Here is a 24,616-nt window from a genome sequence, read left to right as displayed (position 1 = left end):
AGAACTTCTAGTTCAGTTCACGTCAGAACTTGTAGTTCACACCCAGCACAAACGTGCGGCCCCATTCGATGTATTCCAGCGGGCGGTCCTTGGTTTCTGCGTAGGTGCGATACGGCGAGTTGCTGAGGTTGCTGGCCTGCAGCAGCAGGGTCAGGCCGGACAGGCTGCTGGCTTCGCTGAAGTTGTAGCTGATTTGCGCGTCGGTGATGTTTTCGCCGACCACGTAGCGCAACGTGCGATTGCCGTTGAAGTTGCCGATCTCGCCGATGAAGTCCGAGCGCCGGCGCTGGCTGACACGCGCTTCGAAGCCCTTGTGCTCGTAGTAGGCGGTCAGGTTGTAGACGCGCTTGGACAGGCCGGGCAGGCTGATTTCACCGTCGCCCACGCTGGAGGCGCTTTCCGGGTCGCGGATCTTGACGTCGCTGTCGTTGAAGGTGGCGCTGGCCTGGATGCCGAAGCCTTCCAGCGGGGCGAAGATCAGGTCCAGCGGCAATGAGGCGGTGAGTTCGGCGCCGCGCAGGGTGCCGCCCTTGCCGTTGAACGGGGCGCTGAAGGTGCCGGTGGTCAGCACCGGCGCAGAGCCCGGTGGCGGCACGTAGCCGGCGACCAGTGCGGAGAAGTCGTAGTTGTCGCGGCTCTGGGTGTAGATGTAGCTCTTCAGGTCCTTGTAGAAGAACGCCGCAGCTACATACGCGCGATCGGCAAAATACTTCTCGTAGGAAATATCCAGGGCGTTGGCACGCCACGGGTCGAGCATCGGGTTGCCGCCGCTGGCGCCGGGGCGACCGGTGGAGGTGTCGACACCGAATTCCAGCGAGGCACGCAGTTGATCCACGCGCGGGCGTGCGACCTGCTTGGCCATCGCAAAACGCAGGGTCTGCTCATACGGGAACTGGAAGGCTAGGTTCAGGCTGGGCAGCCAGTCGCGGTAGGTCTTGCCATCGTCGATGGGCCGCACTTCGCTGCCAGCCGGCTGCGAGGCATCCCAATAGTTGGCCTGTGACGATTGGTCGGCGCTTTGCAGCTGCACGCCGATATTGCCGCGCACGCCCACCTGGCCCCATTCGGTATCGATGTTGGCGCGCAGCCAGGCGGTGGTGATCTTTTCCTCGACCGTCCATGCCTTGGACACCAGGAACGAGGCATCGTCACTGGGATTGAACAGCATGTAGCGCGACACGGCCGCCGGTACATTCCATGCAGGCAGCGAGCCGAGACCGGCAAAGCCGAGATTGACCGGAGCATATTGCAGGTCCGCACCGACGGTGGCTTCGCCCTGTGCGCCAAGGGTGATGTTGCCTTCCGGCTGTGTCTTCTGCTTTTCGCGGTTGGCGTAATTGACGCCGACATCCAGGTCCGAGAACCAGCTCAGCGCCTCGGGCATCGGGAAGCTGGCCTGCAGGCGCGCGCCCTTAAGCACGTCTTCCACGCGCGGCACCTTGCCGTAGCCGGAGCCGTAGATGGTGTTGGTGAGGAACAGCTCATCGGGATTGGAATAATTCATGCCCGGCGACAGCTGCGAGAAGCCGTTGCCGACGACCGACACGCCCACGGTGTCCAACTGCGGCATCGGGGCACGCTGGAGATTGTTCTCCAGATTCAATTCGTCGCGGGTGGCCTTGGAGTAGTTCAGGTCGGCGACGATCTTGACCGCGCCGGCGGTGATTTCGTTATTCCAGCCGAAGGCCTCGATCTTGTCTTCGCGCTTGTTGTACATGCCGCGGACCAGCGGATAGACGCCGCTGGCGGTGCCGCCGACGAAGCTGCCGTTATCATTGATGCGCACGTCGGTGATGTTCAAGCCCGGCGTATAGCCGCCGTTGTAGTTGCTCAGGTTGAGCTCGAACTGGTTGGCGGTGTCGATTTGCTCGGCTTCGGTATGAAACGCGTCGAACGTGCTGGTCCAGGCGTTGGAAGGGCGGTACTGCAGGGTGGCCATTACGCCGTCGCGCTTCTGGTTGCCGGTACGCCGCAACGCCTTGATGCCATCGGAGAAATACACGCCATCGGCCACGCCGGGGCGTTGACGTTGCGCGTTGACCTGCTGCCAGGGTTCGTACAGACCCACCTGGTTTTCCTGGATCGGCATGTCGGTGTGCGCGTAGCCGATGGTCAGGCCGATGGTGCGGTCGGCGAACTGGTCGATATAGCTGACGTTGAAGCGGTTGCCGTACGGGTCGACGTTGGCGGCCTTGCCCAGCGAATTGCGCTGGTAGCGGCCACCGATGGCGATCACGCGCTCGTTGTAACTGAGCGGGCGTGCAGTCTGCATGTCGACGGTGCCGGAGAGGCCCTGGCCGACCAGGCCGGCGTCGGGTGTCTTGTAGACGGTGACGCCGCTGACCAGCTCGGACGGGTATTGGTCGAATTCCACGCTGCGGTTGTCGCCGGTGCTGACCACTTCGCGTCCGTTGAGCAGCGTGGTGGAAAAGTCCGGTGACAGGCCGCGCACGCTGATGACCTGCGCACGGCCGGCAACGCGTTGCGCAGCCAGGCCGGGCAGGCGTGCCAGCGATTCGGCGATGCTCACGTCCGGCAGGCGGCCGATGTCTTCGGCCGAGATGGCTTCCACAATCGAGGTGGAGTCGCGCTTGACCGAAATGGCACCCTCGATGGCGCGGCGCAGGCCGGTGACCTGGACCTTGTCCAATTCGGTGACGGCGCCGGCGGGCTGTTCGGTAGCGGATTGTTCGGTGCTGCCGGTCTGTGCTGGCGTTGCCGATTGCGCGGCAGCCAACGTCGGCGCCATGGCAACGGCCAGGGCGATACTCAGCGCAGAGCGCTTGTGCTTCAACATTTTCCCCTCCCAGGTACATGTTGTTCTTTGATTTTTGATCCGGCAGACGCCTGGATGTCATGCGTCGCACGCCCGGACGGACGTCACGACGGCAACGTATGGTAGACACCGCGCCCGTGTGCAAACGCGGGCTGCATACGTATTCAACCGCGCTGATGGCGATGAAATCGATTCCACGCGCGCTGTTCACCCGATGCGGCACAGTGGCTGCCAATCCGCCATGCGGACGCGGCGCTCACGCCATCGCGGCGCCGCTGTGGTTCGCGCGTTGGCCTTGCGGGCGCTGCGGCAGCCTCGTAGCGGTATCGCTCAGCGCCTGGCCTCCAGCGGAACAAAGCGAATCGCCTGGCCGCCGCCCGGCGCCAGACGCAGCTCCAGGGTGTCGCTGCTGCTCACCAGGCGCTCTTCGCGCACGAAGGCGAACGGCTTGCTGACGTAATCCGCGTCGTCGCCATCGCGATAGATCTGCGCGGTGTAGCGCACGCCGGGTTCCAGGAAGCCCAGCGGTACCTGCAGCACGCGGCCATGCTCGTCAGTGATACTGCCCAGGAACCAGTCGCGGCTATGTCGGTCCTTGCGCGCGATGGTGACGTAATCGCCCACCTCGCCATTCAGCGCCCGGGTCTGATCCCAGTCCACCGCCACATCCTCGATGAAGCGGAACGCCTCGCGGTGCTGCAGGTAATGCTCGGGCAGGTCGGCGGCCATCTGGATCGGGCTATACAGCGCCACGTACAGTGCCAACTGCCGCGCCAGCGTGCTGGGGATGGCCTGGCCGTTGCGGCCCTTCAGGCTGACGATGCCGGGTGTGTAGTCCATCGGCCCGGCGAGCAGCCGGGTGAACACCAGATTGACCTCGTGTTCGGGTGGATTGGGCGGCTGGCCCCAGGCGTTGTATTCCATGCCGCGCGCGCCTTCGCGCGAGATCCAGTTCGGATAGGTGCGGCGCAAGCCGGTGTCCTTGATCGGCTCGTGTGCGTTGACGGCGATATGGCGCTGCGCCGCCTCCTGCACCACGTGCAGATGGTGGCGCGCCATCCATTGGCCGTCGTGCCATTCGCGCAGTGGCGTGCCGCCGGCAGGATTGCGGCGCTCCACCTGGCCGTCGTCGCAGACATAACCGGTCTTCACCGAGTCCACGCCGAAGCGTGCATACAGGTCCATCGCCTCGGCGATCTGGTCTTCGTAATGGTCCACTGCGCACCCCGTTTCGTGATGGCCGATCAGATGCACGCCCTTGGTTGCGGCGTACTTGCTCAGTGCGGGAAGGTCGAAATCCGGCGTTGGCCGGGTGAAATCGAAACTGCCGCCATTGCCGAACCATTCGCCGTCCCAGCCTGGGTTCCAGCCCTCGACCAGCACGCCGCGAAATCCGTGCGCGGCGGCAAAATCGATGTAGCGCCGGGTGGTGGCGGTGGTGGCGGCATGCGTGGGGCCGGTGGCCCAGGTCTGCTGGTTGAGATGCATCGACCACCACACCCCGACGTACTTCGACGGCTTGACCCAGTCCACGGCCCCCAGCGCATTGGGTTCGTTGAGGTTGAGGATCAGATTCGATTCCACCAGGCCGGTGGCCTGATCGGCGATCTGCAGCGTGCGCCACGGCGTGTCGAAGGGCAGGCTGCGCCGTACCTTCCAGCCTTCGGCGGCCGGCGACAGTTGCGCGCGCAGGCGCTGATCGTCGGTTCGACGCAGCCACATCCCCGCGTAGTCCACCAGCGCGGCTTCGTGCAGCGCAATGTGCAACCCGCTGTCGGTGCGCAACGTCATCGGCGTATGCGCCAGGGTGAGCTGGTTCAGCGGCGTGCGGTTGTACAGGTATTCGTAGTGGATCGGTTCGCCTGCCGGAATCCACCACGCCTGGGCCGGCTGCGCGATGGCGAACTCGGTCAGTTCGTCGTCGATGATCGCTTCGCGCCATCCCGCTTGTTGCGGAAAGTGATAGCGCAAGCCGACGCCATCGTCGTACACGCGAAAGATCACATCGAAGCGGCGCCGCGCACCGTCGCGCTCGCCCAGCCGAACGCGCAATTCGGCGTAGTGGTTGCGGATCAGGCGCGTTTCGCCCCAGGGTTGTTCCCAGGTGTCGTCGTGATCCTGACGCGCCTGCGAGAGCACCACCAATCCGCGGTCCAGGCGCCCATCGCGCAGGTTGAAGCCTAGCCGCGAGCGCTGCAGCACCGGCTGGCCGAGGCGTTGCACGCGGTAGTACGGCGTGCCGCCGTCCAACTCCAGGCTGACCTGCAAGACGTTGCCGGGTGAGTGCACCTCAATGGCAGTCACCTCGGCGTGGGCCAATGGCGCAAGACTGCCAAGGCAGCTCAGCACCAGCAGCCGTGCGATCCAGGCGGCGCCCAGTGTCGAGCGTGCTCGACGTGAAGACAGCGGCATATCCCCTCCCAAGGCAACCGTTGCACAAGTGGCGACTATGCAGCCGCCTGCAGCTGCTGGGCCGCGCTGCGTGCTGTCGACAGCCATGAATACGTATGCAGTGATGCGTCTGGGCAGGGCGCGCGTCTACCATGGCGCCACGGCACCTGGGAGGGTCCGCGCCCGTGGCACGACAGTGCCGCGCACCATAACGCGTGCAACGAGGGAGGAAGGCCGACGGTGCAAGCCGTCTTGCCGCTTCGATGCTGAAGATGATCTGCATGGCCGCCACGCTTGGCGTGGCGGCAAGCTCGCCGGTATTGGCCGACGAGCTGGAATTTCAGGGACGCCGGGCACAAGCGCAGGCGCTGGACGATGGTGGTTTCGTGTTGCGTTGGCCGCAAGGCGAGCGTCGCATCGCTGCACAACCAATGCGCTCGCACACCGCCAGCCCGATGTTCGACGCCCTGTTTGCGCTGGCCCAGCAGGAAATGGCCGACGACCGCGTCGATGCAATCCGCGATCCGGCATTCAACGACGGCAAGCCGGTGCCCTGCCGGTGCTTCGAGACTGGCGAACGCTGGCCCTACGTCTGGACGCGCGATGTCAGTTTCGCCGCCGATCTGGCATTGGCGCGGCTGGAGCCGGAACGCACGCGCAATGCCTTGCGGTTCAAGCTGTCGAACGCGCGCGGCGGCCGCACGCCCGGCCTGTTCGTTGCGCAGGACACCGGCTCCGGCGGTAGCTGGCCGGTCAGCAGCGACCGGGTGGTGTGGTTTCTGGCCGCGCGCGGGCTGCTGGACGACCAACCGTTTGCCGATCAGGTCTGGCAGGCACTGCAGGCAACGATCGCGCAGGACCGCACTGCGGTGTTCGATGCGCGCATCGGTCTGTATCGCGGCGAAACCTCGTTTCTGGATTGGCGCGAGCAGACCTACCCCGAGTGGACGCGCCAGGACGTGCGCTTTATCGCCGAATCCTTCGCGCTCTCCACCAATGTGCTGCATTACCAGGCGCTACGCCTGGCCGAGCAGCTCGCACGCCAGCATGGCGATGCACGCGCCGCGCACTACGCGCAATGGGCCGATGCGCTGCGCCAATCCATCGATGCGCGCTTCTGGGATGCGGGCAGCAACCAGTACGTGAGCTATCTCGGCAATGCGGCGCACCCGGTGCGCTATGCCAAGGTCGATCTGCTGGGCGTGTCGCTGGGGGTGCTGGCCGATGTCTTTCCCACCGAGCGGGCACGCCTGGCATTGCGCAACTACCCCATGGTGGCCGGTGGCAGCCCGGTGGTGTGGCCGCAGGAGGCTGCGCAGCCGATCTACCACAACCGCGCTGTCTGGCCTTTCGTCAGTGCCTATGCCTTGCGTGCGGCACGCGCGCTGGACGACGCACCGCGTATTGCGCTGGAACTGCAGTCGTTGATGCGCGGCGCTGCACTGGCAGGGTCGAACATGGAAAACTATGAGATGCAGAGCCTGGCGGTGCATCTGGAGGAGGGCGCACGCAGCGGCCCGGTGGTCAATTCGCCACGCCAGCTGTGGTCGGTTGCAGGCTATCTGTCTGCAGTACTGGACGGCGTGTTTGGCGTTGCGGCCGATGGCAGCGTGGCCCCCAAGTTGCCGCGTCGCCTGATGCCGTTGTTGTTTGGCGAGCGCCAACAGATCGTGCTGGAGCAGGGCGCACAGCGGTATGTGCTGCAGCGCCCGGTTGGTGCAGACGGCGAGTTGCTGGTCGCCGGTGCGGTCACCCGGCACGGCCAGACCACGCACGTGCAGCTGGTTGGACGCAAGGCCGATCCGACCGCTCCGCCGCAACCCAGCCAGGTGTTCGCACCGGAAACCCCGGCTGCTCCGATTGCGCAACGTCGCGGCAATGGGTCTCGCATCGGCATTCCGGCCGGCACCACGCTGCATCTGGATGGCCGCGCGCTGGAGGCGACCGGGGTCTGGGATCTGCCCGATGATGGCCTGCTGCACGTGCTCAGCCTGACCCGACGCAGGAATGGGCTCGAATCACTGCACAGTCCTGCACTGACGCTTGGGCCGGTGCAGGAACTGCGAGGCGAGCAGTCCTGGCAGTGGCGGTCCCAACGCACCGGCCAGCATCGCGTCGCGCTGCGCTATCGCAACGACACTGGCCCGATCAACACCGGTGTCACTGCGGCAGTGAAACGGTTGCTGCTCGACTGCCCGGGCAAGCCCATGCAGTCGCAGGTCATCGTCATGCCGCACAGCGTGGGCGAGCAGCTGTCCACGCAAGTGAGCTTCGATGTGGTGGCCGGGCAGTCGTGTAAGTTGCGGCTGCAGGATGGCTTCAACATGAGTGCGCTGGCGCACTTTGCGCAGTACAACGGTGGCCGGGGTGGCCGCGACGGTGTGGTCAACACCGCACAGGTGAGTGCGTTGCTGATCGGCCCCGCCGCAGCGGCGGAGGGCGTGCAATGACGGCCAAACCGCGCTTGAGCTTCTGGCACATCTGGAACATGTGCTTCGGCTTTCTGGGCATCCAGTTCGGGTTCGCGCTGCAGAACGCCAATGCCAGCCGCATCTTCCAGACCCTGGGTGCGCAGGTCGATGACGTGCCAGGGCTGTGGATTGCTGCGCCGCTGACCGGGCTGATCGTGCAGCCCATCATCGGGTACCTGTCCGACCGCACCTGGACCCCCTGGGGCCGCAGGCGTCCGTATTTCATGGTGGGCGCGCTGTTCGCCACGCTTGCGCTGGTGGTGATGCCGAACGCTCCACTGCTGTGGATCGCCGCCGGCACGCTGTGGGTGCTGGATGCCTCGATCAATATTTCGATGGAGCCGTTCCGTGCCCTGGTCGGCGATCAGTTACCCCCCTCGCAGCGGCCGACCGGCTATGCGATGCAGAGCTTCTTCATCGGTGTCGGGGCGATCGTGGCGAGCTTTCTGCCATGGTTGCTGACGCATTGGGGCGTTGCCAATACCGCCGCGCCGGGCCAGCTGCCCGACAGCGTGCGGTACGCGTTTTATCTCGGCGCGGCGGTACTGTTCCTTTCGATCGCCTGGACGGTGTTGCGCACGCGCGAATACAGCCCCGCGCAGCTGGCCGCGTTCGATGACGCACATGCGCCTGCCGCGACTCCGGCTAACACCGGCATCCTGCCCTCGCGTCTAGCGAGTGCCTGGTGGTGTGTCGCCGGCGTGCTGCTTGCCGCAGCCATTGCCTGGCAGCATGGCGATCGCATGCTGTACGTCCTGGCCGGCCTGTGCATCGCCTATGGCGCACTGCTCGCGCTGGCACGTGCCTTGCCGTCGACCAACATGCTGGTGGCCATCGTGCAGGACGTGCGCAGCATGCCGACAACGATGCGGCGGTTGGCGTGGGTGCAGTTCTTCTCGTGGTTTGCGCTGTTTGCGATGTGGATCTACACCACCGCCGCAGTCACCCAGGTGCACTTCGGTGCCGGTGACGACACCGCATCGGCCGCCTACAACGAAGGCGCCAACTGGGTGGGCGTGCTGTTCGGTGCCTATAACGGGTTTGCTGCGCTGGCCGCCTTGGTCATTCCGTTGCTGGTACGGGCGATCGGCCTGCGTTGGAGTCACCTGTGCAATCTGTGGCTGGGCGCTGCAGGGCTGCTGTCGATGCTGGTGATCCGCGATCCGCAATGGTTGTTGCTGTCGATGCTGGGCATCGGTTTTGCCTGGGCCTCGATTCTGTCGCTGCCGTACGCCTTGCTGTCCGACAGCGTGCCCGCCGCCAAGATGGGCGTGTACATGGGCATCTTCAATTTCTTTATCGTGATTCCGCAATTGGTGGCCGCCAGCGCATTGGGCTTCGTGCTCCGCGCATGGCTGGGCGGCCAACCGATCTACGCGCAGGCCATCGGCGGGCTCAGCCTGCTGATTGCAGGCGTGTGCGTGGTGCGGGTTCCAGTGGCCTCGGGAGGGCAATGATGCGCAGTGCGATGTATGTGGCGTTGACGATGTACGCAGGCGCGGCAATCGCGGCGCCTGCTGCCAAGGATTATTACGGCACCCTGGAACCGTTCGCTGCGGATGCGGTGTATTTCGTGGTCACCGACCGCTTCATCAACGGCGACACCGGCAACGATCATCGCGACCAGGGTGGGGCGCATCGTACGTTCGACGTGCCAACGCCGTGCGCTGATGGCAGCGAGGACAACATCGGTTACCTGGGTGGCGATTTCAAAGGCATCGTCGAGCATGCCGACTACATTCGCGGCCTGGGGTTCGGCGCGGTGTGGATCACCCCGATCGTCGACAACCCTGATCAGGCGTTTACCGGCGGCAAGCTGATCACCTGCGGTAGCACGCTCAGTGACCACGGCAAGACCGGGTATCACGGCTACTGGGGCGTCAACTTCTACAAGCTCGACGAGCATCTTCCCAGCCCGGGCCTGGACTTTGCCGGCTTCACCCGCGCCATGCACGCCAATCAATTGAAGGTCGTGCTGGACATCGTGGGCAACCACGGCTCGCCCGCCTACACCATGCCGGTGGCGCAGCCCGGTTTCGGCAAGCTCTATGACGCGCAGGGGCGCTTGGTGGCCGACCACCAGAACCTGCCGCCGGCGCAGCTGGACCCGCAGCACACCCCGTTGCATGCGTTCTACAACACCGGTGGCGGCCTGGCGGAGTTGTCCGACCTCAACGAAAACAATCCGGCGGTGCTCGACTACCTGGCGGGCGCTTATCTGCAATGGATGGAGCAGGGCGCCGATGCCTTCCGTATCGACACGATCGGCTGGATGCCCGATCGCTTCTGGCACGCCTTTGTGGCGCGCATTCGCGAAAAACGCCCCGGGTTTTTCATGTTCGGCGAAGCTTTCGATTACGACGCCGACAAGATTGCTGGACACACCTGGGCGCGCAACGCCGGTGTCAGCGTGCTGGATTTCCCGCTGAAACAGCAGCTTTCTGCGGTGTTCGGTCATGCGCAGGCCGGATTCGAAACGCTCGCCGCGCCGCTGTTCCTGCGTCAGGGGCCGTATGCAAACCCCTACGAGCTGATGAGCTTTTACGACAACCACGACATGGCACGGCTCGATGCCAGCGACACCGGCTTCATCGATGCGCACAACTGGTTGTTCACTGCGCGCGGCATTCCGGTGATCTATTACGGCTCGGAGATCGGCTTCATGCGTGGGCGCGCCGAGCACGCCGGCAATCGCAACTACTTCGGCGTCGAGCGCATCCGCGATGCATCGCAGAGTCCCATCTTCGGCCCGCTGCAGCAGATCGCACGTGTGCGCCGCGACACGCCGGCGCTGCAGCGTGGCGTGCAGGTCGATATTGCCCTGCGCGGCGAACAGGCGGCGTTCCTGCGCGTGTACCAGCACGCCGGAACCAGCCAGATGGCGCTGGTGCTGCTCAACAAGGGCGATGCGGCAACCGCGATCACGGTGAGCCGCTTCCTGCAATCGGGCACGTGGCGCGATGCGGTCAGCGGCGAGCAGGTGCAGGTGCGGGGGCGGTTACTGACGCAGGTGCCGGCGCATGGCGTGCGGGTATTGCTATCGGATGCGCCGGTTACCGATCCGGCATTGCGCACGCAGCTCGATGCGCAGATGGCCGAACAAGCCGCACGCGACGCCCGCAATAGGTAGAAGTGCGGCTGGGCGCGATGAGGCATCGCCGGTAATGCCCCGTCGCGCCCGGGTGCGCTCCTACGTAGCGTGCGGCCGATCTCGCAATCTGCCGTGCACGCTGTCCCGAATCGAATCCCGAATCCCGAATCCCGAATCCCGAATCAGCGCCTGACAGCCCCCTCCGTCGCCCGGCCCGCCACCGTCTCGCCAGTGCCTGCGCCGGACGGGGTCCACCCCAGCGGCGGCTGCAAGCCGCTGCTGCGCGACGAGTCGCGTAACGCCAGCCGCACCGGAATCGTACGGCTCTGCGCCGCTTCGCCACGGATCAGCGCCACCAGGCTTTCCACCAGCAAGGTGCCGGCCTGCTTGGTGTCCTGTTGCACGGTGGACAACGCCGGCGCCACCGATGCGGCCAACGCGATGTCGTCGAAGCCGCTGACCGCCACGTCCTGCGGCACGCGCAGGCCGCGTTCGCGCAGTGCGCGCATCGCGCCGATGGCGATCAGGTCGCTGGCCGCACACACCGCATCGAACGCCTTGCCGCTGTCGAGCAAGGCCAGGCAGGCGGCGTGGCCGGACGACTCGGTGGTGATCGCATCGAACTGCAGCGCGGCATCGGCAACCAGATCCTGCTGCGCCAGCGCGGCAACGTGGCCGCGGTAGCGTTCCTCGAATTCGGGGTAGTGATTGGAGGCATGGCCCAGAAACGCAATGCGCCGGCAGCCCTGAGCCAATAAATGCTCGGTGATGTCCAGCCCGCCCTGATAGTTGTCGCTGCCGATCGAGATGCCGGGCTGCCCCGGCAATGCGGCACCCCAGCGCACGAAGTGCGTGCCTTGCTCCACCAGTAACTGCAGCCGCTGCCGCGACTCCTGGTAGTCGCCATAGCCCAGCAGGATGATGCCATCGGCCTTGTTGCTGTCTTCGTAGTCGGCCTGCCAATCCTTGGACAGCTGCTGGAACGAAACCAGCAGGTCGTAGCCCTGCAGCGCGCAGGCGCGGGTGATCGAGCCCAGCATGGAATGAAAGAACGGGTTGATCAGCGAATCGTCGGCGGTGGGGTCTTCGAAGAACAGCAGCGCCAGCGTGCCGGCATTGCGCAGCCGCAGCGACGAGGCGTTCTTGTCGACCTTGTAGTTCAGCTCGCGGGCAATGCGCAGGATGCGTTGGCGGGTTTCCTCGTTGACCATCGGGCTGCCGCGCAGGGCGCGCGACACGGTCGGCTGCGAGACGCCGGCCAGGTAGGCGATATCCAGCGAGGTGGCTTTACCCTTGATGGTCATGGTCGGCAACGGCAGGACAAGTGGCCGGCATCATGCCATGCGCCCGCCGGTGCCGTGCCGCCGCACGCAACGGCCGGCTGATTGGTTTACCATTCACGCCCAAGACCCCTTGCGAGAAGGTGGCCCGCGCCCAGCGCCGGCCCAGCGTGCGACATGAGCACTACCACCGCCCACCGTTGATCCCGACCGGCGCCCGTTTCCGTGGCGCCCGCGACGCGGTCTTTCGCATGACCTTTCCTGCTTCTTCCCGAGCCTGCCCAGCAATGGCCAGATCTCCCATGGCAGCCGACCGCTGCAGCCAGACCAGACCTCATTCTTGCCCATGATCAACATTACGCTCCCCGACGGCAGCCGCCGCGAATTCGAATCCCCCGTCTCGGTGATGCAGGTCGCCCAGTCGATCGGCGCCGGCCTGGCCAAGGCCACCATCGCCGGCCAGGTGGATGGCCAGCTGGTCGATGCCAGCGACGTCATTGACCATGACGCCAGCCTGCGCATCATCACCGCCAAGGATGCCGAGGGCGTGGAGATCATCCGCCACTCCTGCGCGCATCTGGTCGGGCATGCGGTCAAGCAGCTCTACCCCGAGGTCAAGATGGTGATCGGTCCGGTCATCGCCGAAGGCTTCTATTACGACATCTACAGCGAGCGCCCGTTCACGCCCGAAGACATGGCGGCGATCGAGCAGCGCATGCAGGAGCTGATCGCGCAGGACTACGACGTCATCAAGAAGGTCACCCCGCGCGCCGAGGTGATCGAGGTGTTCGCCCAGCGCGGCGAGGAGTACAAGCTGCGCCTGATCGAGGACATGTCCGAGGACATCACCGCGATGGGCCTGTACTACCACCAGGAATACGTGGACATGTGCCGCGGCCCGCACGTGCCCAACACGCGCTTCCTCAAGGCGTTCAAGCTGACCCGCATTTCCGGCGCCTACTGGCGCGGCGATGCCAAGAACGAGCAGCTGCAGCGCATCTACGGCACCGCCTGGGCCGACAAGAAGCAGCTGGACGCCTACATCCTGCGCATGGAAGAAGCCGACAAGCGCGACCATCGCCGCATCGGCAAAGCGCAGGACCTGTTCCACCTGCAGGAAGAAGCGCCCGGCCTGGTCTTCTGGCACCCCAAGGGCTGGTCGCTGTGGCAGGTGGTCGAGCAGTACATGCGCAAGGTCTACCGCGATAGCGGCTACGGCGAAGTGCGCTGCCCGCAGATCCTGGATGTCTCGCTGTGGCAGAAATCCGGTCACTGGGACAACTACCAGGACGCGATGTTCTTCACCGAATCGGAGAAGCGCACCTACGCAGTCAAGCCGATGAACTGCCCCGGCCACGTGCAGGTGTTCAACCAGGGCCTGCATAGCTACCGCGACCTGCCGATCCGCTACGGCGAGTTCGGCGCCTGCCACCGCAACGAGCCCTCCGGCGCGTTGCACGGCATCCTGCGCGTGCGCGGCTTCACCCAGGACGACGGCCACGTCTTCTGCCTGGAATCGCAGATCGAATCCGAGGTGACCGCCTTCCACCAGCAGGCGCTGGCGGTCTACACCGCGTTCGGCTTCGACGACATCCAGATCAAGATCGCGCTGCGTCCGGAAAAGCGCCTGGGCGACGACGCCACCTGGGACAAGGCCGAAGCCGCGCTGCGCAGCGCGCTGGGCGTATGCGGGGTGGAATGGCAGGAGCTGCCAGGCGAGGGCGCCTTCTACGGCCCCAAGATCGAGTACCACCTCAAGGACGCCATCGGCCGCACCTGGCAGCTGGGCACCATGCAGGTCGATTTCATGATGCCGGGCCGCCTCGGCGCCGAGTACGTGGACGAAAACAGCCAGAAGAAGCATCCGGTCATGCTGCACCGGGCCATCGTCGGCTCGATGGAGCGGTTCATCGGCATTTTGATCGAACACCATGCCGGCGCCTTCCCGTCCTGGCTGGCCCCGGTGCAGGTCGTTGTCGCCAACATCACCGACGCTCAGGCTGAATATGTCGACTCGGTTAGGAAAACCCTTGCAAATCAAGGCTTCCGTGTCAGCGCCGATTTGCGTAACGAGAAGATCGGTTATAAGATTCGCGAGCATACGCTGCAACGCGTGCCATATCTGCTCGTGGTCGGCGACCGTGAGAAGGAAAATGGCGCTGTCGCCGTGCGGACGCGTTCGGGAGAGGACCTCGGAACCATGACGGTCTCGGCCTTTATCGAACGCCTGCAGGCAGAGCAGGCAGCGTGAGCCAACCCCGGCCGGTCTGGATGATCCGGATGCGCCGGTTCGATTCCTCTGGGAGATTGCAATATCAGTACCCCTGACAACAAACAGAACCGCAAGAACCAAGAAATCCGTGTGCCGCGCGTTCGCGTGATCGGCAGCGACGGTGAGATGGTCGGCGTGTTGTCGCGCGACGAAGCGCTCGCCAAGGCCGAAGAAGAAGGCCTGGATCTGGTCGAAATCCAGCCGCAGGCCGATCCGCCGGTCTGCAAGATCATGGATTTCGGCAAGTTCAAGTTCGAGCAGCAGAAAAAGGCCAACGAGGCCAAGAAGAAGACCAAGCAGGTCGAGATCAAGGAACTCAAGTTCCGTCCGGTCACCGACGAGGGCGACTACCAGATCAAGTTGCGCAATATGCGCCGCTTCCTGGAAGAGGGCGACAAGGTCAAGGTCAACATTCGCTTCCGTGGCCGTGAAATGAGCCACCAGGAGCTCGGCCGCGAGATGGCGGCGCGGATCGAGGCCGATCTGGGCGAAGACATCGTCATCGAATCCCGTCCGCGCCTGGAAGGGCGTCAGATGGTCATGATGATCGCACCCAAGAAGAAGATCTGAGGATCTTCTTTCGTGCTGCGTCGGGCCCGGCGGGTCTGTCGCAGCCGCAGGATCAATGACTTGCAGGAATTCCCGGCAACGGGTAGACTGCGCGGCCCGCTTTATCGGGGGCGCCGTGCAAGCGGCATCAGGACCTGTCCGGATCGTGTTCGATCAAGGACTTACAAGCAGGCAAGGGCAAGGATGGAAAGTGTGGTCGCAAGGCTGCCGCCCGTGTCAGTGACAAAACACCATCAAGGACATTGCAATGCCCAAGATCAAGACCAACCGGGCGGCGGCCAAGCGTTTCCGCAAGACCGCCTCCGGCAAGTACAAGTGCGGCCACGCAAACCGTAGCCACATCCTCACGAAGAAAGCGACCAAGCGCAAGCGCAACCTGCGGCAGACGAATCACGTCCGTGCCGAGGACGCAGGCCGTCTCGATCGTATGCTTCCCTACCTCTGAGGACTGACCCATGGCACGAGTAAAGCGTGGCGTACAGGCGCGTCGCCGCCACAAGAAAATTCTGACCCTGGCAAAGGGTTACTACAACGCTCGCCGCAAGGTGTTCCGCGTTGCCAAGCAGGCGGTCATCAAGGCGCAGCAGTACGCCTACATTGGCCGTAAGCAGAAGAAGCGTAATTTCCGTTCGCTGTGGATCACCCGCATCAATGCGGCTGCCCGCATCAACGGCTTGAGCTACAGCCGTTTCATGAATGGCTTGCTCAAGGCGGGTATCACCCTGGACCGCAAGGTGCTGGCCGATATCGCCGTGCACGACGCCGCCGGCTTTGCCGCGCTGGCCGAGAAGGCAAAGGGCGCGCTGGCTGCGTAAATGCAGGTCCCTCTGCAAGAGCCCGCACATCCATATGCGGACTTCTTAATGAGATAGTCCCTCGCAGGAGCCCGCACGCCGTATGTGCGAGTCCCTCGCAAGAGCCCGCACATCCATGTGCGGGCTGCTTGAAGAAGCGGGTCATCGGAGGTAGTCACACTTGGTGTGCATGCCTTCGGTGAGGTGAGACGCAGAGATGCAGGGGGAAGGGCGCGAGTCCTTCCCTTTTTGCGTTTTAGCGACGTCGCCAAGTGGGCGATGACAGGTCAATGCAGTGACAATGCGTTCCGGTGTATCCGGAAACACCGTTCGGTTGAGCAGTTGAGGCGCAAGTGCAATGAGTGAGATTCAATCCCTGACCGAGCGCGCGCTGACCGATGTTGCCGCGGCGCAGACGCCGGACCAACTGGAAGCATTGCGGGTGGCCTTGCTGGGCAAGAGCGGCAGCATCACTGCCCAGCTCAAGCAGCTCGGCACGTTGCCGCCCGAGCAGCGCAAGGCGGCGGGCGAGGCGATCAACCAGACGCGCGATGTGCTGACCGCCGCGTTGTCCGAACGCAAGAACACCCTGGAAACGGCTGCGCTCGACGCACGTCTGGCCGGCGAAACTATCGATGTCACCTTGCCGGGTCGCCGCAGCGAACGTGGCGGCCTGCATCCGGTCACGCGGACGCTGGAGCGCATCGTCGAAATCTTCGCGCGGCTGGGGTATGAGTTGTCCGATGGCCCGGAAATCGAAGACGACTGGCACAACTTCGAGGCACTGAATTTTCCGCCGCACCACCCGGCGCGCGCAATGCACGATACCTTCTACTTCGGTGATGGCCGCCTGCTGCGCACGCATACCTCCGGCGTCCAGGTGCGTTACATGGATGCGCACACACCGCCGCTGCGCATGATCGCGGCCGGCAAGGTGTACCGCTCCGATTCGGACCAGACCCATTCGCCGATGTTCCATCAGGTCGAAGGCCTGCTGGTGGACGAGCATTCCAACTTCGCCGACCTCAAGGGCACCTTGTCCGAGTTCGTGCGTGCGTTCTTCGAGCGCGATTTCGAAATGCGTTTCCGCCCCAGCTATTTCCCGTTCGTGGAACCGGGGGCGGAAGTGGACATCGCCTGGCAGCAGCCCGACGGAAGCACCCGTTGGTTGGAAGTGCTGGGCTGCGGCATGGTGCACCCCAACGTGCTGCGCAGCGTCGGCATCGACCCCGAGCGATACACCGGCTTCGCGTTCGGCCTGGGCGTTGAGCGCTTCGCGATGCTGCGCTACGGCGTCAACGACCTGCGCGCCTTCTTCGAAAACGATGTGCGTTTTCTTCGGCAGTTTGCTTGACGGCGGGGAATCGGGAATTGGGAATCGGGAATCGCAAGAGCCGCGCGCTCCATCGGTTCGGTTCCGAAGGCCCGGCAACCCCGCTTTTGCGATTCCCCATTCCCCATTCTCGATTCCCGGCTCCTCATGAAATTCTCTGAAAATTGGCTGCGTAGCCACGTCCCGACCCAGGCCACGCGCGACGAACTGGCTGCGACGCTGACGGCGATCGGTCTGGAAGTCGAAGACGTCACGCCGTTGGGCGAGGCGCTGGGGCAGGTGGTGGTGGCGCGCATCGTCGAGGCAGTGCGTCACCCTGAAGCCGATCGGCTGCAGGTGTGCAGTGTCGATGCCGGGCAGGGCGCGTTGCTGCAGATCGTGTGCGGGGCGCCCAATGCGCGCGCCGGTCTGGTGGCGCCGCTGGCGCTGGTCGGTGCGCAGATCGGCGAGCTGACCATCACCGCGGCCAAGCTGCGTGGCGTGGCCTCCAACGGCATGCTGTGTTCGGCCAAGGAGCTGGGTCTGGACAGCGACGCGTCCGGCCTGTTCGAGCTGCCCGACGATGCCCCGGTGGGCCAGGCGCTGGCCAACTATCTGGGGCTCCCCGATGCCAGCATCGAGATCAAACTCACGCCCAATCGCGCCGATTGCTTCAGCGTGCGTGGCATCGCCTTCGACGTGGCGGCCGCGTGCGCCAGCGAAGTGGTGGCCTTCGACGCCGGTGCGGTGACGCCGGTGTCCACGCGTACGCTAGCGGTGGAACTGGACGCCGGTAAGGATGCGCCGCGCTATTGCGGCCGTGTGATCGAAGGGATCGACCCGGCCGCCAAGACGCCGGTGTGGCTGGCCGAGCGGCTACGCCGCAGCGGCGTGCGTCCGGTGTCCTTGCTGGTGGACATCACCCAGTACGTGATGCTGGAACTGGGCCAGCCGATGCATGCCTTCGATCTGGATACCTTGCAGGGCCCGATCGGCGTGCGGCATTCGCGCAGCGGCGAGCAGCTGGCGCTGCTGGATGGGCGTCAGGTGACCCTGGACGACAGCTTCCTGACCATCACCGATGCCGGCCGCCCGGTTGCATTGGCCGGCTTGATGGGAGGCCTGGAGACCCGCGTCACTGACACCACGCGCAATGTGTTCCTGGAGTCGGCGTACTTCGACCCGGCCGCCATCATGGGCCGTGGCCGCAAGTTCGGCCTGCACACCGACGCCGGGCATCGCTTCGAACGCGGCGTGGACCCGGCCTTGCCGCCGCAGGCAATCGAGGTCGCCACGCGTCTGGTGCTGGAACTGGCCGGCGGTACGCCAGGCCCGGTGGCGCACGCGCAGCTGCCGGAGCATCTGCCGCAGGCCGCGCCCATCCTGTTGCGTCGCGCGCGCATCGCGCGCGTGCTCGGCATCGGGACCGACGATGCCGAGGTGGTGCGCATCCTGAGCGCGCTCGGCATGCAGGTCGATGCGGTTGCCGAGGGCTGGCAGGTGATGGCACCGAGCCGGCGCTTCGATATCGCCATCGAAGAAGATCTCATCGAGGAGCTGGCGCGTATCCACGGCTACGATCGCGTGCCGACTACGCTGCCCGGCGGCGCCAGCCGGATCGCGATGCCAAGCGAGACCCAACTGGACGAATTGAGCGTGCGCCGCCAACTGGTGGCGCGCGAGCTGCAGGAAACCATCAACTACGCGTTTGTCGACGCCGCGCTGTTGCAGCGCTGGGAGTTGGGCGAGGGCCTGGTGTCGCTGGCCAATCCGCTCAGCGCCGAGCTGGCCGTGATGCGTCCGCGCCTGCTGCCTGGCCTGGTGGCGACGCTGGGCCGCAACGTCGCCCGTCAGGCCGGGCGGGTGCGGTTGTTCGAGCTGGGCAAGGTTTTTGCCGCAGCCGAGCAGACCGGCGCCGCGCCGCAGGAATCCCAGCACGTGGCTGCGGCCGTGTGCGGCGATGCGTTGGCCCTGCAGTGGGGCGAACCCTCACGCAAGGTGGACTTCCACGACGTGAAGGGCGACCTGATGGCCTTGGCGGCGGCCAGCGGCGCGAAGCTGGAATTCCAGCCGTCCGCCCAGCCGTTCGGGCATCCGGGGCGGTCGGCCGACGTCTATCGCGACGGCGTTCGCATCGGCTGGATCGGGCAGGTGCATCCACGCCTGGCCAAGTCGCTGGAGATCGATGTGGATGTGATCGCATTCGAACTGCAGCTGGCACCACTCGTGCAGCGCGCACTGCCGCGCGCCGGCGAGCTGTCGCGCTTCCCGTCGGTGCGTCGCGATCTTGCCTTCCTGGTACCCGAGCAGGTGAGCTGGGCGGCGCTGTCGGCGAGCGTGCAGACCACGGTGGGCCCGTTGTTGCGTGAGGTGCAGCTGTTCGACCGCTATGTCGGGCAGGGGGTCGAGCCAGGTTTCAAGAGTCTGGCTATGGGCTTGATTTTGCAGGATAACTCGCGCACTCTCACCGACCGGGACGTGGACGCGGTTGTTACCGACGTGGTGGCCGTGATCGAGCGCGAGCATCGCGCCCGGATCCGGAGTTGAGGCGGTAATCAGGGGAGTGGCATGGCATTGACGAAAGCAGAGATGGCCGAGCGTCTGTTTGACGAGGTCGGTCTGAACAAGCGCGAGGCAAAGGAATTTGTCGACGCGTTTTTCGACGTGCTGCGTGATGCCCTGGAGCAGGGTCGTCAGGTGAAGCTGTCGGGTTTCGGCAACTTCGATCTGCGGCGCAAGAATCAACGGCCCGGTCGCAATCCCAAGACCGGCGAGGAAATTCCGATCTCGGCCAGGACGGTGGTGACCTTCCGCCCGGGCCAGAAGCTCAAGGAACGGGTGGAGGCTTATGCTGGATCCGGGCAGTAATCGCGAGCTACCGCCGATCCCGGCCAAGCGCTACTTCACTATCGGTGAGGTGAGCGAGCTGTGCGACGTCAAGCCGCATGTGTTGCGGTATTGGGAAACGGAATTCCCCAGCCTGGAGCCGGTCAAGCGGCGTGGCAATCGCCGGTACTACCAGCGACACGACGTGTTGATGGTGCGTCAGATCCGGGGGCTGCTGTACGAGCAGGGTTACACCATTGGTGGCGCACGCCTGCGTCTGGAAGGCGACGGTGCCAAGAGCGAGTCGGCACTGAGCAACCAGATCATCAAGCAGGTGCGGATGGAGCTGGAAGAAGTGCTTCAACTGCTGCGCCGCTAGGAAAACGCTTCACAAAGCCGCTATAATCGCAGGCCGTCCTCGCGACGGGTGCAGCATCTTCGGGGTATAGCGCAGCCTGGTAGCGCACTAGTCTGGGGGACTAGTGGTCGTCGGTTCGAATCCGGCTACCCCGACCAAACAGCAAAGCCCATGTCCTCGGGACATGGGCTTTTTTGTTGCGTTGCAACATTGCATTTTTATGTCCTGGCATGGCCCGACCAATATGCAGATCGGCATATCGCATTGCAGCATGAACCGCACGCTAGCGCCCGGTTTCTGCGGTCCGGTTCGCTATGGACTTGGGTCACGGAATGATGCTAAGTGCCCGAAAACATTCCAGATCATTAGCGAAAGATCAGGACGTGGATCACGTTTTGTTAACGCGCTAACGACGAACTTGAATCAATAGGCCAACGCCGTCAAAAAAATGGCGAGCTGCGTCTTGCGGTGGATTCTTTCTGTGCCATAGTGCAGTGCAACACGTCATCCCTGTCGTGATCCCGATGTCCTGGGATAAACCTCTCTGTCGTACGTTCGTGCTGGCGTGTTGGCCGGTTGAATGCTGCGCGAGCTCCTGTCCCACCCAACCGAGGCAGCCAGCCACACGCATGAAGAAACTGATCGGACGATTCTGCCAAGGCCTCAGCCTGGCGTTGATCTGCTCGATGACACTGGGCGCTTGCAGCACCGGGAAGGACATGGCGACGTCGTTGCCGCTTCCCGATCCGCTCGCAATGTCGGCGGTGCAACCCGAGTATCGACTCTCCCCAGGCGACCTGTTGCTGGTCAAGGTGTTCCAGGTCGACGATCTGGAGCGGCAGGTCCGCATCGATCAGAACGGTCACATCTCGCTGCCGTTGATCGGCGACGTCAACGCCGCCGGCATGGGGGTGGGGGAACTCGAAAAGATGGTCGCCGATCGCTATCGCGGCGGCTATCTGCAGAACCCGCAGGTGTCGGTCTTCGTGCAGGAATCCAACGGCCGTCGCGTGACCGTGACCGGCGCGGTCGATGAACCCGGCATCTATCCGGTGATCGGTGCCAACCTGACCTTGCAGCAGGCCATCGCGCAGGCCAAGGGCGTCAGCACCGTGGCCAGCCGCGGCAATGTCATCGTGTTCCGCACGGTCAACGGGCAGAAGATGATCGCGCGTTTCGACCTGACCGAAATCGAGAAGGGCGCCAACCCGGACCCTGAAATCTACGGCGGCGACGTCGTTGTGGTGTATCGCTCGGATGCGCGCGTCTGGTTGCGCACCATGCTGGAACTGACCCCCTTGGTGATGGTGTGGCGCGCTTACCGATGAGTATGAATTCCGACAATCGTTCTTCGCCGTCGCATCGCCACGGACACCTCGAACTGGCAGACGTCAGCCTAATGGATTACTGGCGCGCCCTGGTGTCGCAGCGGTGGCTGATCATCTTGATCACCATCGGTGCGGTACTGCTGGCGCTGGTGATCACCTTGCTGATGCCGGAAAAGTATCGTGCCACCAGCACGCTGCAGATCGAGCGTGACTCGCTCAATGTGGTCAACGTCGACAACCTGATGCCGGTGGAATCGCCGCAGGACCGCGACTTCTACCAGACCCAGTATCAATTGCTGCAGAGCCGATCGCTGGCACGTGCGGTGATCCGCGAAGCCAAGCTCGACCAGGAGCCGGCGTTCAAGCAGCAGGTTGAAGAGGCGCTGGAAAAAGCAGCGGCAAAGAACCCGGAAGCGGGCAAGACGGTGGACTCGCGCCAGGCCATCATCGAGCGCAGCCTCACCGACACCTTGCTCGCAGGTCTGGTGGTCGAGCCGATCCTCAATTCGCGTCTGGTCTACGTCAATTACGATTCGCCGGACCCGGTACTGGCAGCGAAGATCGCCAATACCTACCCGAAGGTGTTCATCGTCAGCACGCAGCAGCGTCGCATGAAGGCGTCTTCGTTCGCGACCAAGTTCCTGGCAGAGCGCCTGGAGCAGCTGCGCTCCAAGGTGGAAGATTCGGAAAAGACGCTGGTGGCGTATTCGACCGACGAGCAGATCGTCTCGGTCGGCGACGACAAGCCATCGCTGCCGGCGCAGAACCTGACCGACCTCAATGCATTGCTGGCGTCGGCACAGGACGCACGTATCAAGGCCGAGGCGGCCTGGCGCCAGGCCGCTTCCGGCGATGCCATGTCGCTGCCGCAGGTGCTCAGCAGCCCGCTGATCCAGACCCTGCGTGGCGAGCAGGTGCGCCTGACCAGCGAGTACCAGCAGAAGCTGTCGACGTTCAAGCCGGATTACCCGGAAATGCAGCGCCTGAAAGCGCAGATCGAAGAATCGCGCCGGCAGATCAATGGCGAGATCATCAACGTGCGCCAGTCGTTGAAGGCCACCTACGATGCATCGGTGCATCAGGAGCAATTGCTCAACGAACGTATCGCCGGCCTGCGCAACAACGAGCTCGACCTGCAAAGCCGCAGCATCCGCTACAACATGCTCAAGCGCGACGTCGACACCAACCGCCAGCTCTACGATGCGCTTCTGCAGCGCTACAAGGAAATCGGCGTGGCGGGCAACGTGGGCGCCAACAACGTGACCATCGTCGACACTGCAGATGTGCCTACGTCGAAGACTTCGCCGAAACTCAAATTGAACCTCGCTTTGGGCTTCATCTTTGGCGTATTTCTGGGACTGGCGGTGGCGCTGGTGCGCTATTTCCTGCGCGGGACCGGGCCGGAAACACGATTGAACTGACATCGTGGTGTTGCAAAACGGTGGTTAATTAAAGTGACAACCGATTCAGCGTGGAAAAGGTTGGATCCCGTATGTTTCGGGCTCCTTCGTTTGAAAGTTTGTCTCTGTTGAAACAAAGGGCTGTCGGGCGATCTGGGGTCGGTAGGTATTACCGCGGTGATCGCTCGACGGAGATGATTGAAAGCTCGCGTGCGACTCGTATGTTCCCCCGCATGCACCGTATCGAGTTTGGAGGACATCCCCATGCTTTTGGCAGACCTGAGTAGCGCGACTTACACGACATCCTCGCCGCGATTGTTGTCCAAGTATTCGGCCGCGGCCGACCTGGTGCTGCGCGTGTTCGACCTGACCATGGTGGTCGTGTCGGGCCTGATCGCCTATCGCATCGTGTTCGGCTCCTGGGTTCCCGCGGCGCCGTATCGGGTTGCGATCGGTACCACGCTGCTGTACTCGGTGATCTGCTTCGCGCTGTTTCCGCTGTATCGCAGCTGGCGCGGTCGCGGGCTGCTGAGCGAGTTGATGGTGCTGGGCGGTGCCTTCGGCGGTGTCTTTGCGCTGTTCGCGGTGCATGCGCTGATCGTGCAGGTGGGCGAGCAGGTCTCGCGCGGCTGGATCGGCCTGTGGTTCGTCGGCGGCCTGGCATCGCTGGTCGCCGCACGTACCCTGCTGCGCGGCTTTCTGAATCACCTGCGCGCCCAGGGCGTGGACGTGCAGCGGGTGGTGGTGGTGGGTTTGCGCCACCCGGTGATGAAGATCAACCACTACCTGAGCCGCAACCCGTGGGTCGGCATGAACCTGGTGGGTTACTTCCGCACGCCTTACGACATTGCCGTGACCGAGCAGCGCCAGTCGCTGCCGTGCCTGGGCGAGCCCGATGCGCTGATCGACTATTTGAAGGACAACCAGGTCGAGCAGGTCTGGATCTCGCTGCCACTGGGCGAGCGTGACCACATCAAGCAGCTGCTGCAGCGTCTGGACCGTTACCCGATCAACGTGAAGCTGGTGCCCGACCTGTTCGATTTCGGGTTGCTGAATCAGTCCGGTGAGCAGATCGGCAACACGCCGGTGATCAATCTGCGGCAGGGTGGTGTGGATCGCGACAATTACTTCGTCGTCGCCAAGGCGCTGCAGGACAAGATCCTAGCCGTGATCGCGTTGATGGGCCTGTGGCCGCTGATGGCCGCCATTGCCGTGGGCGTCAAGATGAGCTCGCCAGGCCCGGTGTTCTTCCGTCAGCGCCGCCATGGCCTGGGCGGTCGCGAGTTCTACATGTACAAGTTCCGTTCGATGCGCGTGCATGACGATCATGGCACCACGATCCAGCAGGCGACCAAGAACGACACGCGCATTACCCGTTTCGGTGCGTTCCTGCGCCGCACCAGCCTGGACGAGTTGCCGCAGATCTTCAACGTACTCGGCGGCAGCATGTCGATCGTGGGTCCGCGCCCGCATGCAGCGCAGCACAACACGCATTATGAAAAGCTGATCAATCACTACATGCAGCGCCACTACGTCAAGCCGGGTATCACCGGTTGGGCGCAGGTGAACGGCTTCCGCGGCGAAACCCCGGAGCTGCGCACGATGAAGAAGCGTATCCAGTACGACCTGGACTACATCCGTCGTTGGTCGCTGTGGCTGGATATCCGCATCATCGTGCTGACTGCGGTGCGCGTGCTCGGACAGAAGACCGCGTACTGATGAAGGCGGGGAGCATGCGAGCGGGCGC

Annotated in this window: 17 protein-coding genes and 1 tRNA gene; 15 read left to right on the top strand and 3 right to left on the bottom strand. The window is 64.0% G+C overall.

Annotated features, from left to right (window positions below):
• Window positions 1–22: 22 nt before the first annotated feature.
• Both ACCQ10_RS12915 and ACCQ10_RS12910 read right to left on the bottom strand, forming a co-directional pair.
• Window positions 23–2,797 (bottom strand): TonB-dependent receptor, encoded by a 2,775-nt coding sequence (locus ACCQ10_RS12915; protein ID WP_372360887.1) that lies wholly within the window; start codon window positions 2,795–2,797, stop codon window positions 23–25.
• A gap of 309 nt (window positions 2,798–3,106) precedes the next feature.
• Complete coding sequence (locus ACCQ10_RS12910; RefSeq protein ID WP_372360886.1) at window positions 3,107–5,188, bottom strand: glycoside hydrolase family 97 protein; 2,082 nt, start codon at window positions 5,186–5,188, stop codon at window positions 3,107–3,109.
• 242 nt (window positions 5,189–5,430) lie between these two features.
• Between ACCQ10_RS12910 and ACCQ10_RS12905 the strand changes: the two genes are divergently transcribed.
• From ACCQ10_RS12905 to ACCQ10_RS12895, 3 genes are read left to right on the top strand one after another with little or no spacing between them, the layout of a single operon-like run.
• Entirely contained in the window at window positions 5,431–7,617 is a 2,187-nt protein-coding gene (locus tag ACCQ10_RS12905; protein ID WP_372360885.1) for a glucosidase family protein, read from the top strand.
• Window positions 7,614–9,095, top strand: a complete 1,482-nt coding sequence (locus ACCQ10_RS12900; RefSeq protein ID WP_372360884.1) for an MFS transporter — start codon at window positions 7,614–7,616, stop codon at window positions 9,093–9,095. The genes ACCQ10_RS12905 and ACCQ10_RS12900 overlap by 4 nt, the downstream gene beginning before the upstream one ends.
• Before the next feature lie 47 nt (window positions 9,096–9,142).
• Window positions 9,143–10,768, top strand: a complete 1,626-nt coding sequence (locus ACCQ10_RS12895) for an alpha-amylase family glycosyl hydrolase (RefSeq protein WP_372363118.1) — start codon at window positions 9,143–9,145, stop codon at window positions 10,766–10,768.
• A 143-nt stretch (window positions 10,769–10,911) separates the two neighbouring features.
• On the opposite strand, the gene ACCQ10_RS12890 is transcribed toward ACCQ10_RS12895, so the two are convergent.
• Window positions 10,912–12,033: a LacI family DNA-binding transcriptional regulator gene (locus tag ACCQ10_RS12890; protein WP_228891158.1), complete on the bottom strand. Its 1,122-nt coding sequence runs from the start codon at window positions 12,031–12,033 to the stop codon at window positions 10,912–10,914.
• A gap of 322 nt (window positions 12,034–12,355) precedes the next feature.
• On the opposite strand from ACCQ10_RS12890, the gene thrS reads away from it, so the two are divergent.
• The 12 genes from thrS to ACCQ10_RS12830 all read left to right on the top strand — a co-directional run bounded on the left by thrS (window position 12,356) and on the right by ACCQ10_RS12830 (window position 24,588).
• Window positions 12,356–14,260, top strand: coding sequence for a threonine--tRNA ligase (thrS, locus tag ACCQ10_RS12885; protein WP_005930235.1), 1,905 nt, complete (start codon window positions 12,356–12,358; stop codon window positions 14,258–14,260).
• Window positions 14,261–14,308: 48 nt separating this feature from the next.
• Entirely contained in the window at window positions 14,309–14,851 is a 543-nt protein-coding gene (infC, locus tag ACCQ10_RS12880; RefSeq protein ID WP_070690874.1) for a translation initiation factor IF-3, read from the top strand.
• Between the two features lie 247 nt (window positions 14,852–15,098).
• A complete protein-coding gene (gene rpmI, locus ACCQ10_RS12875; protein ID WP_002811096.1) occupies window positions 15,099–15,296 on the top strand; it encodes a 50S ribosomal protein L35 in 198 nt (65 codons plus the stop codon).
• A gap of 10 nt (window positions 15,297–15,306) precedes the next feature.
• Window positions 15,307–15,666, top strand: a complete 360-nt coding sequence (gene rplT, locus ACCQ10_RS12870) for a 50S ribosomal protein L20 (protein ID WP_003484828.1) — start codon at window positions 15,307–15,309, stop codon at window positions 15,664–15,666.
• Window positions 15,667–16,003: 337 nt separating this feature from the next.
• Complete coding sequence (gene pheS / locus ACCQ10_RS12865) at window positions 16,004–16,999, top strand: phenylalanine--tRNA ligase subunit alpha (protein ID WP_372360883.1); 996 nt, start codon at window positions 16,004–16,006, stop codon at window positions 16,997–16,999.
• A gap of 126 nt (window positions 17,000–17,125) precedes the next feature.
• Entirely contained in the window at window positions 17,126–19,504 is a 2,379-nt protein-coding gene (gene pheT / locus ACCQ10_RS12860) for a phenylalanine--tRNA ligase subunit beta (RefSeq protein WP_372360882.1), read from the top strand.
• A 21-nt stretch (window positions 19,505–19,525) separates the two neighbouring features.
• Window positions 19,526–19,825: an integration host factor subunit alpha gene (locus ACCQ10_RS12855; protein WP_002811076.1), complete on the top strand. Its 300-nt coding sequence runs from the start codon at window positions 19,526–19,528 to the stop codon at window positions 19,823–19,825.
• Complete coding sequence (locus tag ACCQ10_RS12850) at window positions 19,806–20,162, top strand: MerR family transcriptional regulator (RefSeq protein WP_005995911.1); 357 nt, start codon at window positions 19,806–19,808, stop codon at window positions 20,160–20,162. The genes ACCQ10_RS12855 and ACCQ10_RS12850 overlap by 20 nt, the downstream gene beginning before the upstream one ends.
• 60 nt (window positions 20,163–20,222) lie before the next feature.
• A tRNA-Pro gene (locus ACCQ10_RS12845) sits at window positions 20,223–20,299 on the top strand.
• Window positions 20,300–20,770: 471 nt separating this feature from the next.
• Window positions 20,771–21,469 carry a polysaccharide biosynthesis/export family protein gene (locus ACCQ10_RS12840; RefSeq protein ID WP_372363117.1) on the top strand — a complete coding sequence of 233 codons (699 nt, stop codon included), beginning with the start codon at window positions 20,771–20,773 and terminating at the stop codon, window positions 21,467–21,469.
• A complete protein-coding gene (locus ACCQ10_RS12835; protein WP_139015221.1) occupies window positions 21,451–22,890 on the top strand; it encodes a GumC family protein in 1,440 nt (479 codons plus the stop codon). The genes ACCQ10_RS12840 and ACCQ10_RS12835 overlap by 19 nt, the downstream gene beginning before the upstream one ends.
• A gap of 243 nt (window positions 22,891–23,133) precedes the next feature.
• Complete coding sequence (locus tag ACCQ10_RS12830; protein ID WP_372360880.1) at window positions 23,134–24,588, top strand: undecaprenyl-phosphate glucose phosphotransferase; 1,455 nt, start codon at window positions 23,134–23,136, stop codon at window positions 24,586–24,588.
• Window positions 24,589–24,616: the final 28 nt, after the last annotated feature.

It is taken from the genome of Xanthomonas sp. NCPPB 1325 (assembly GCF_041477645.2).
Classification (GTDB): domain Bacteria; phylum Pseudomonadota; class Gammaproteobacteria; order Xanthomonadales; family Xanthomonadaceae; genus Xanthomonas; species Xanthomonas cannabis.
This window is presented reverse-complemented; position numbering and strand designations above follow the sequence as displayed.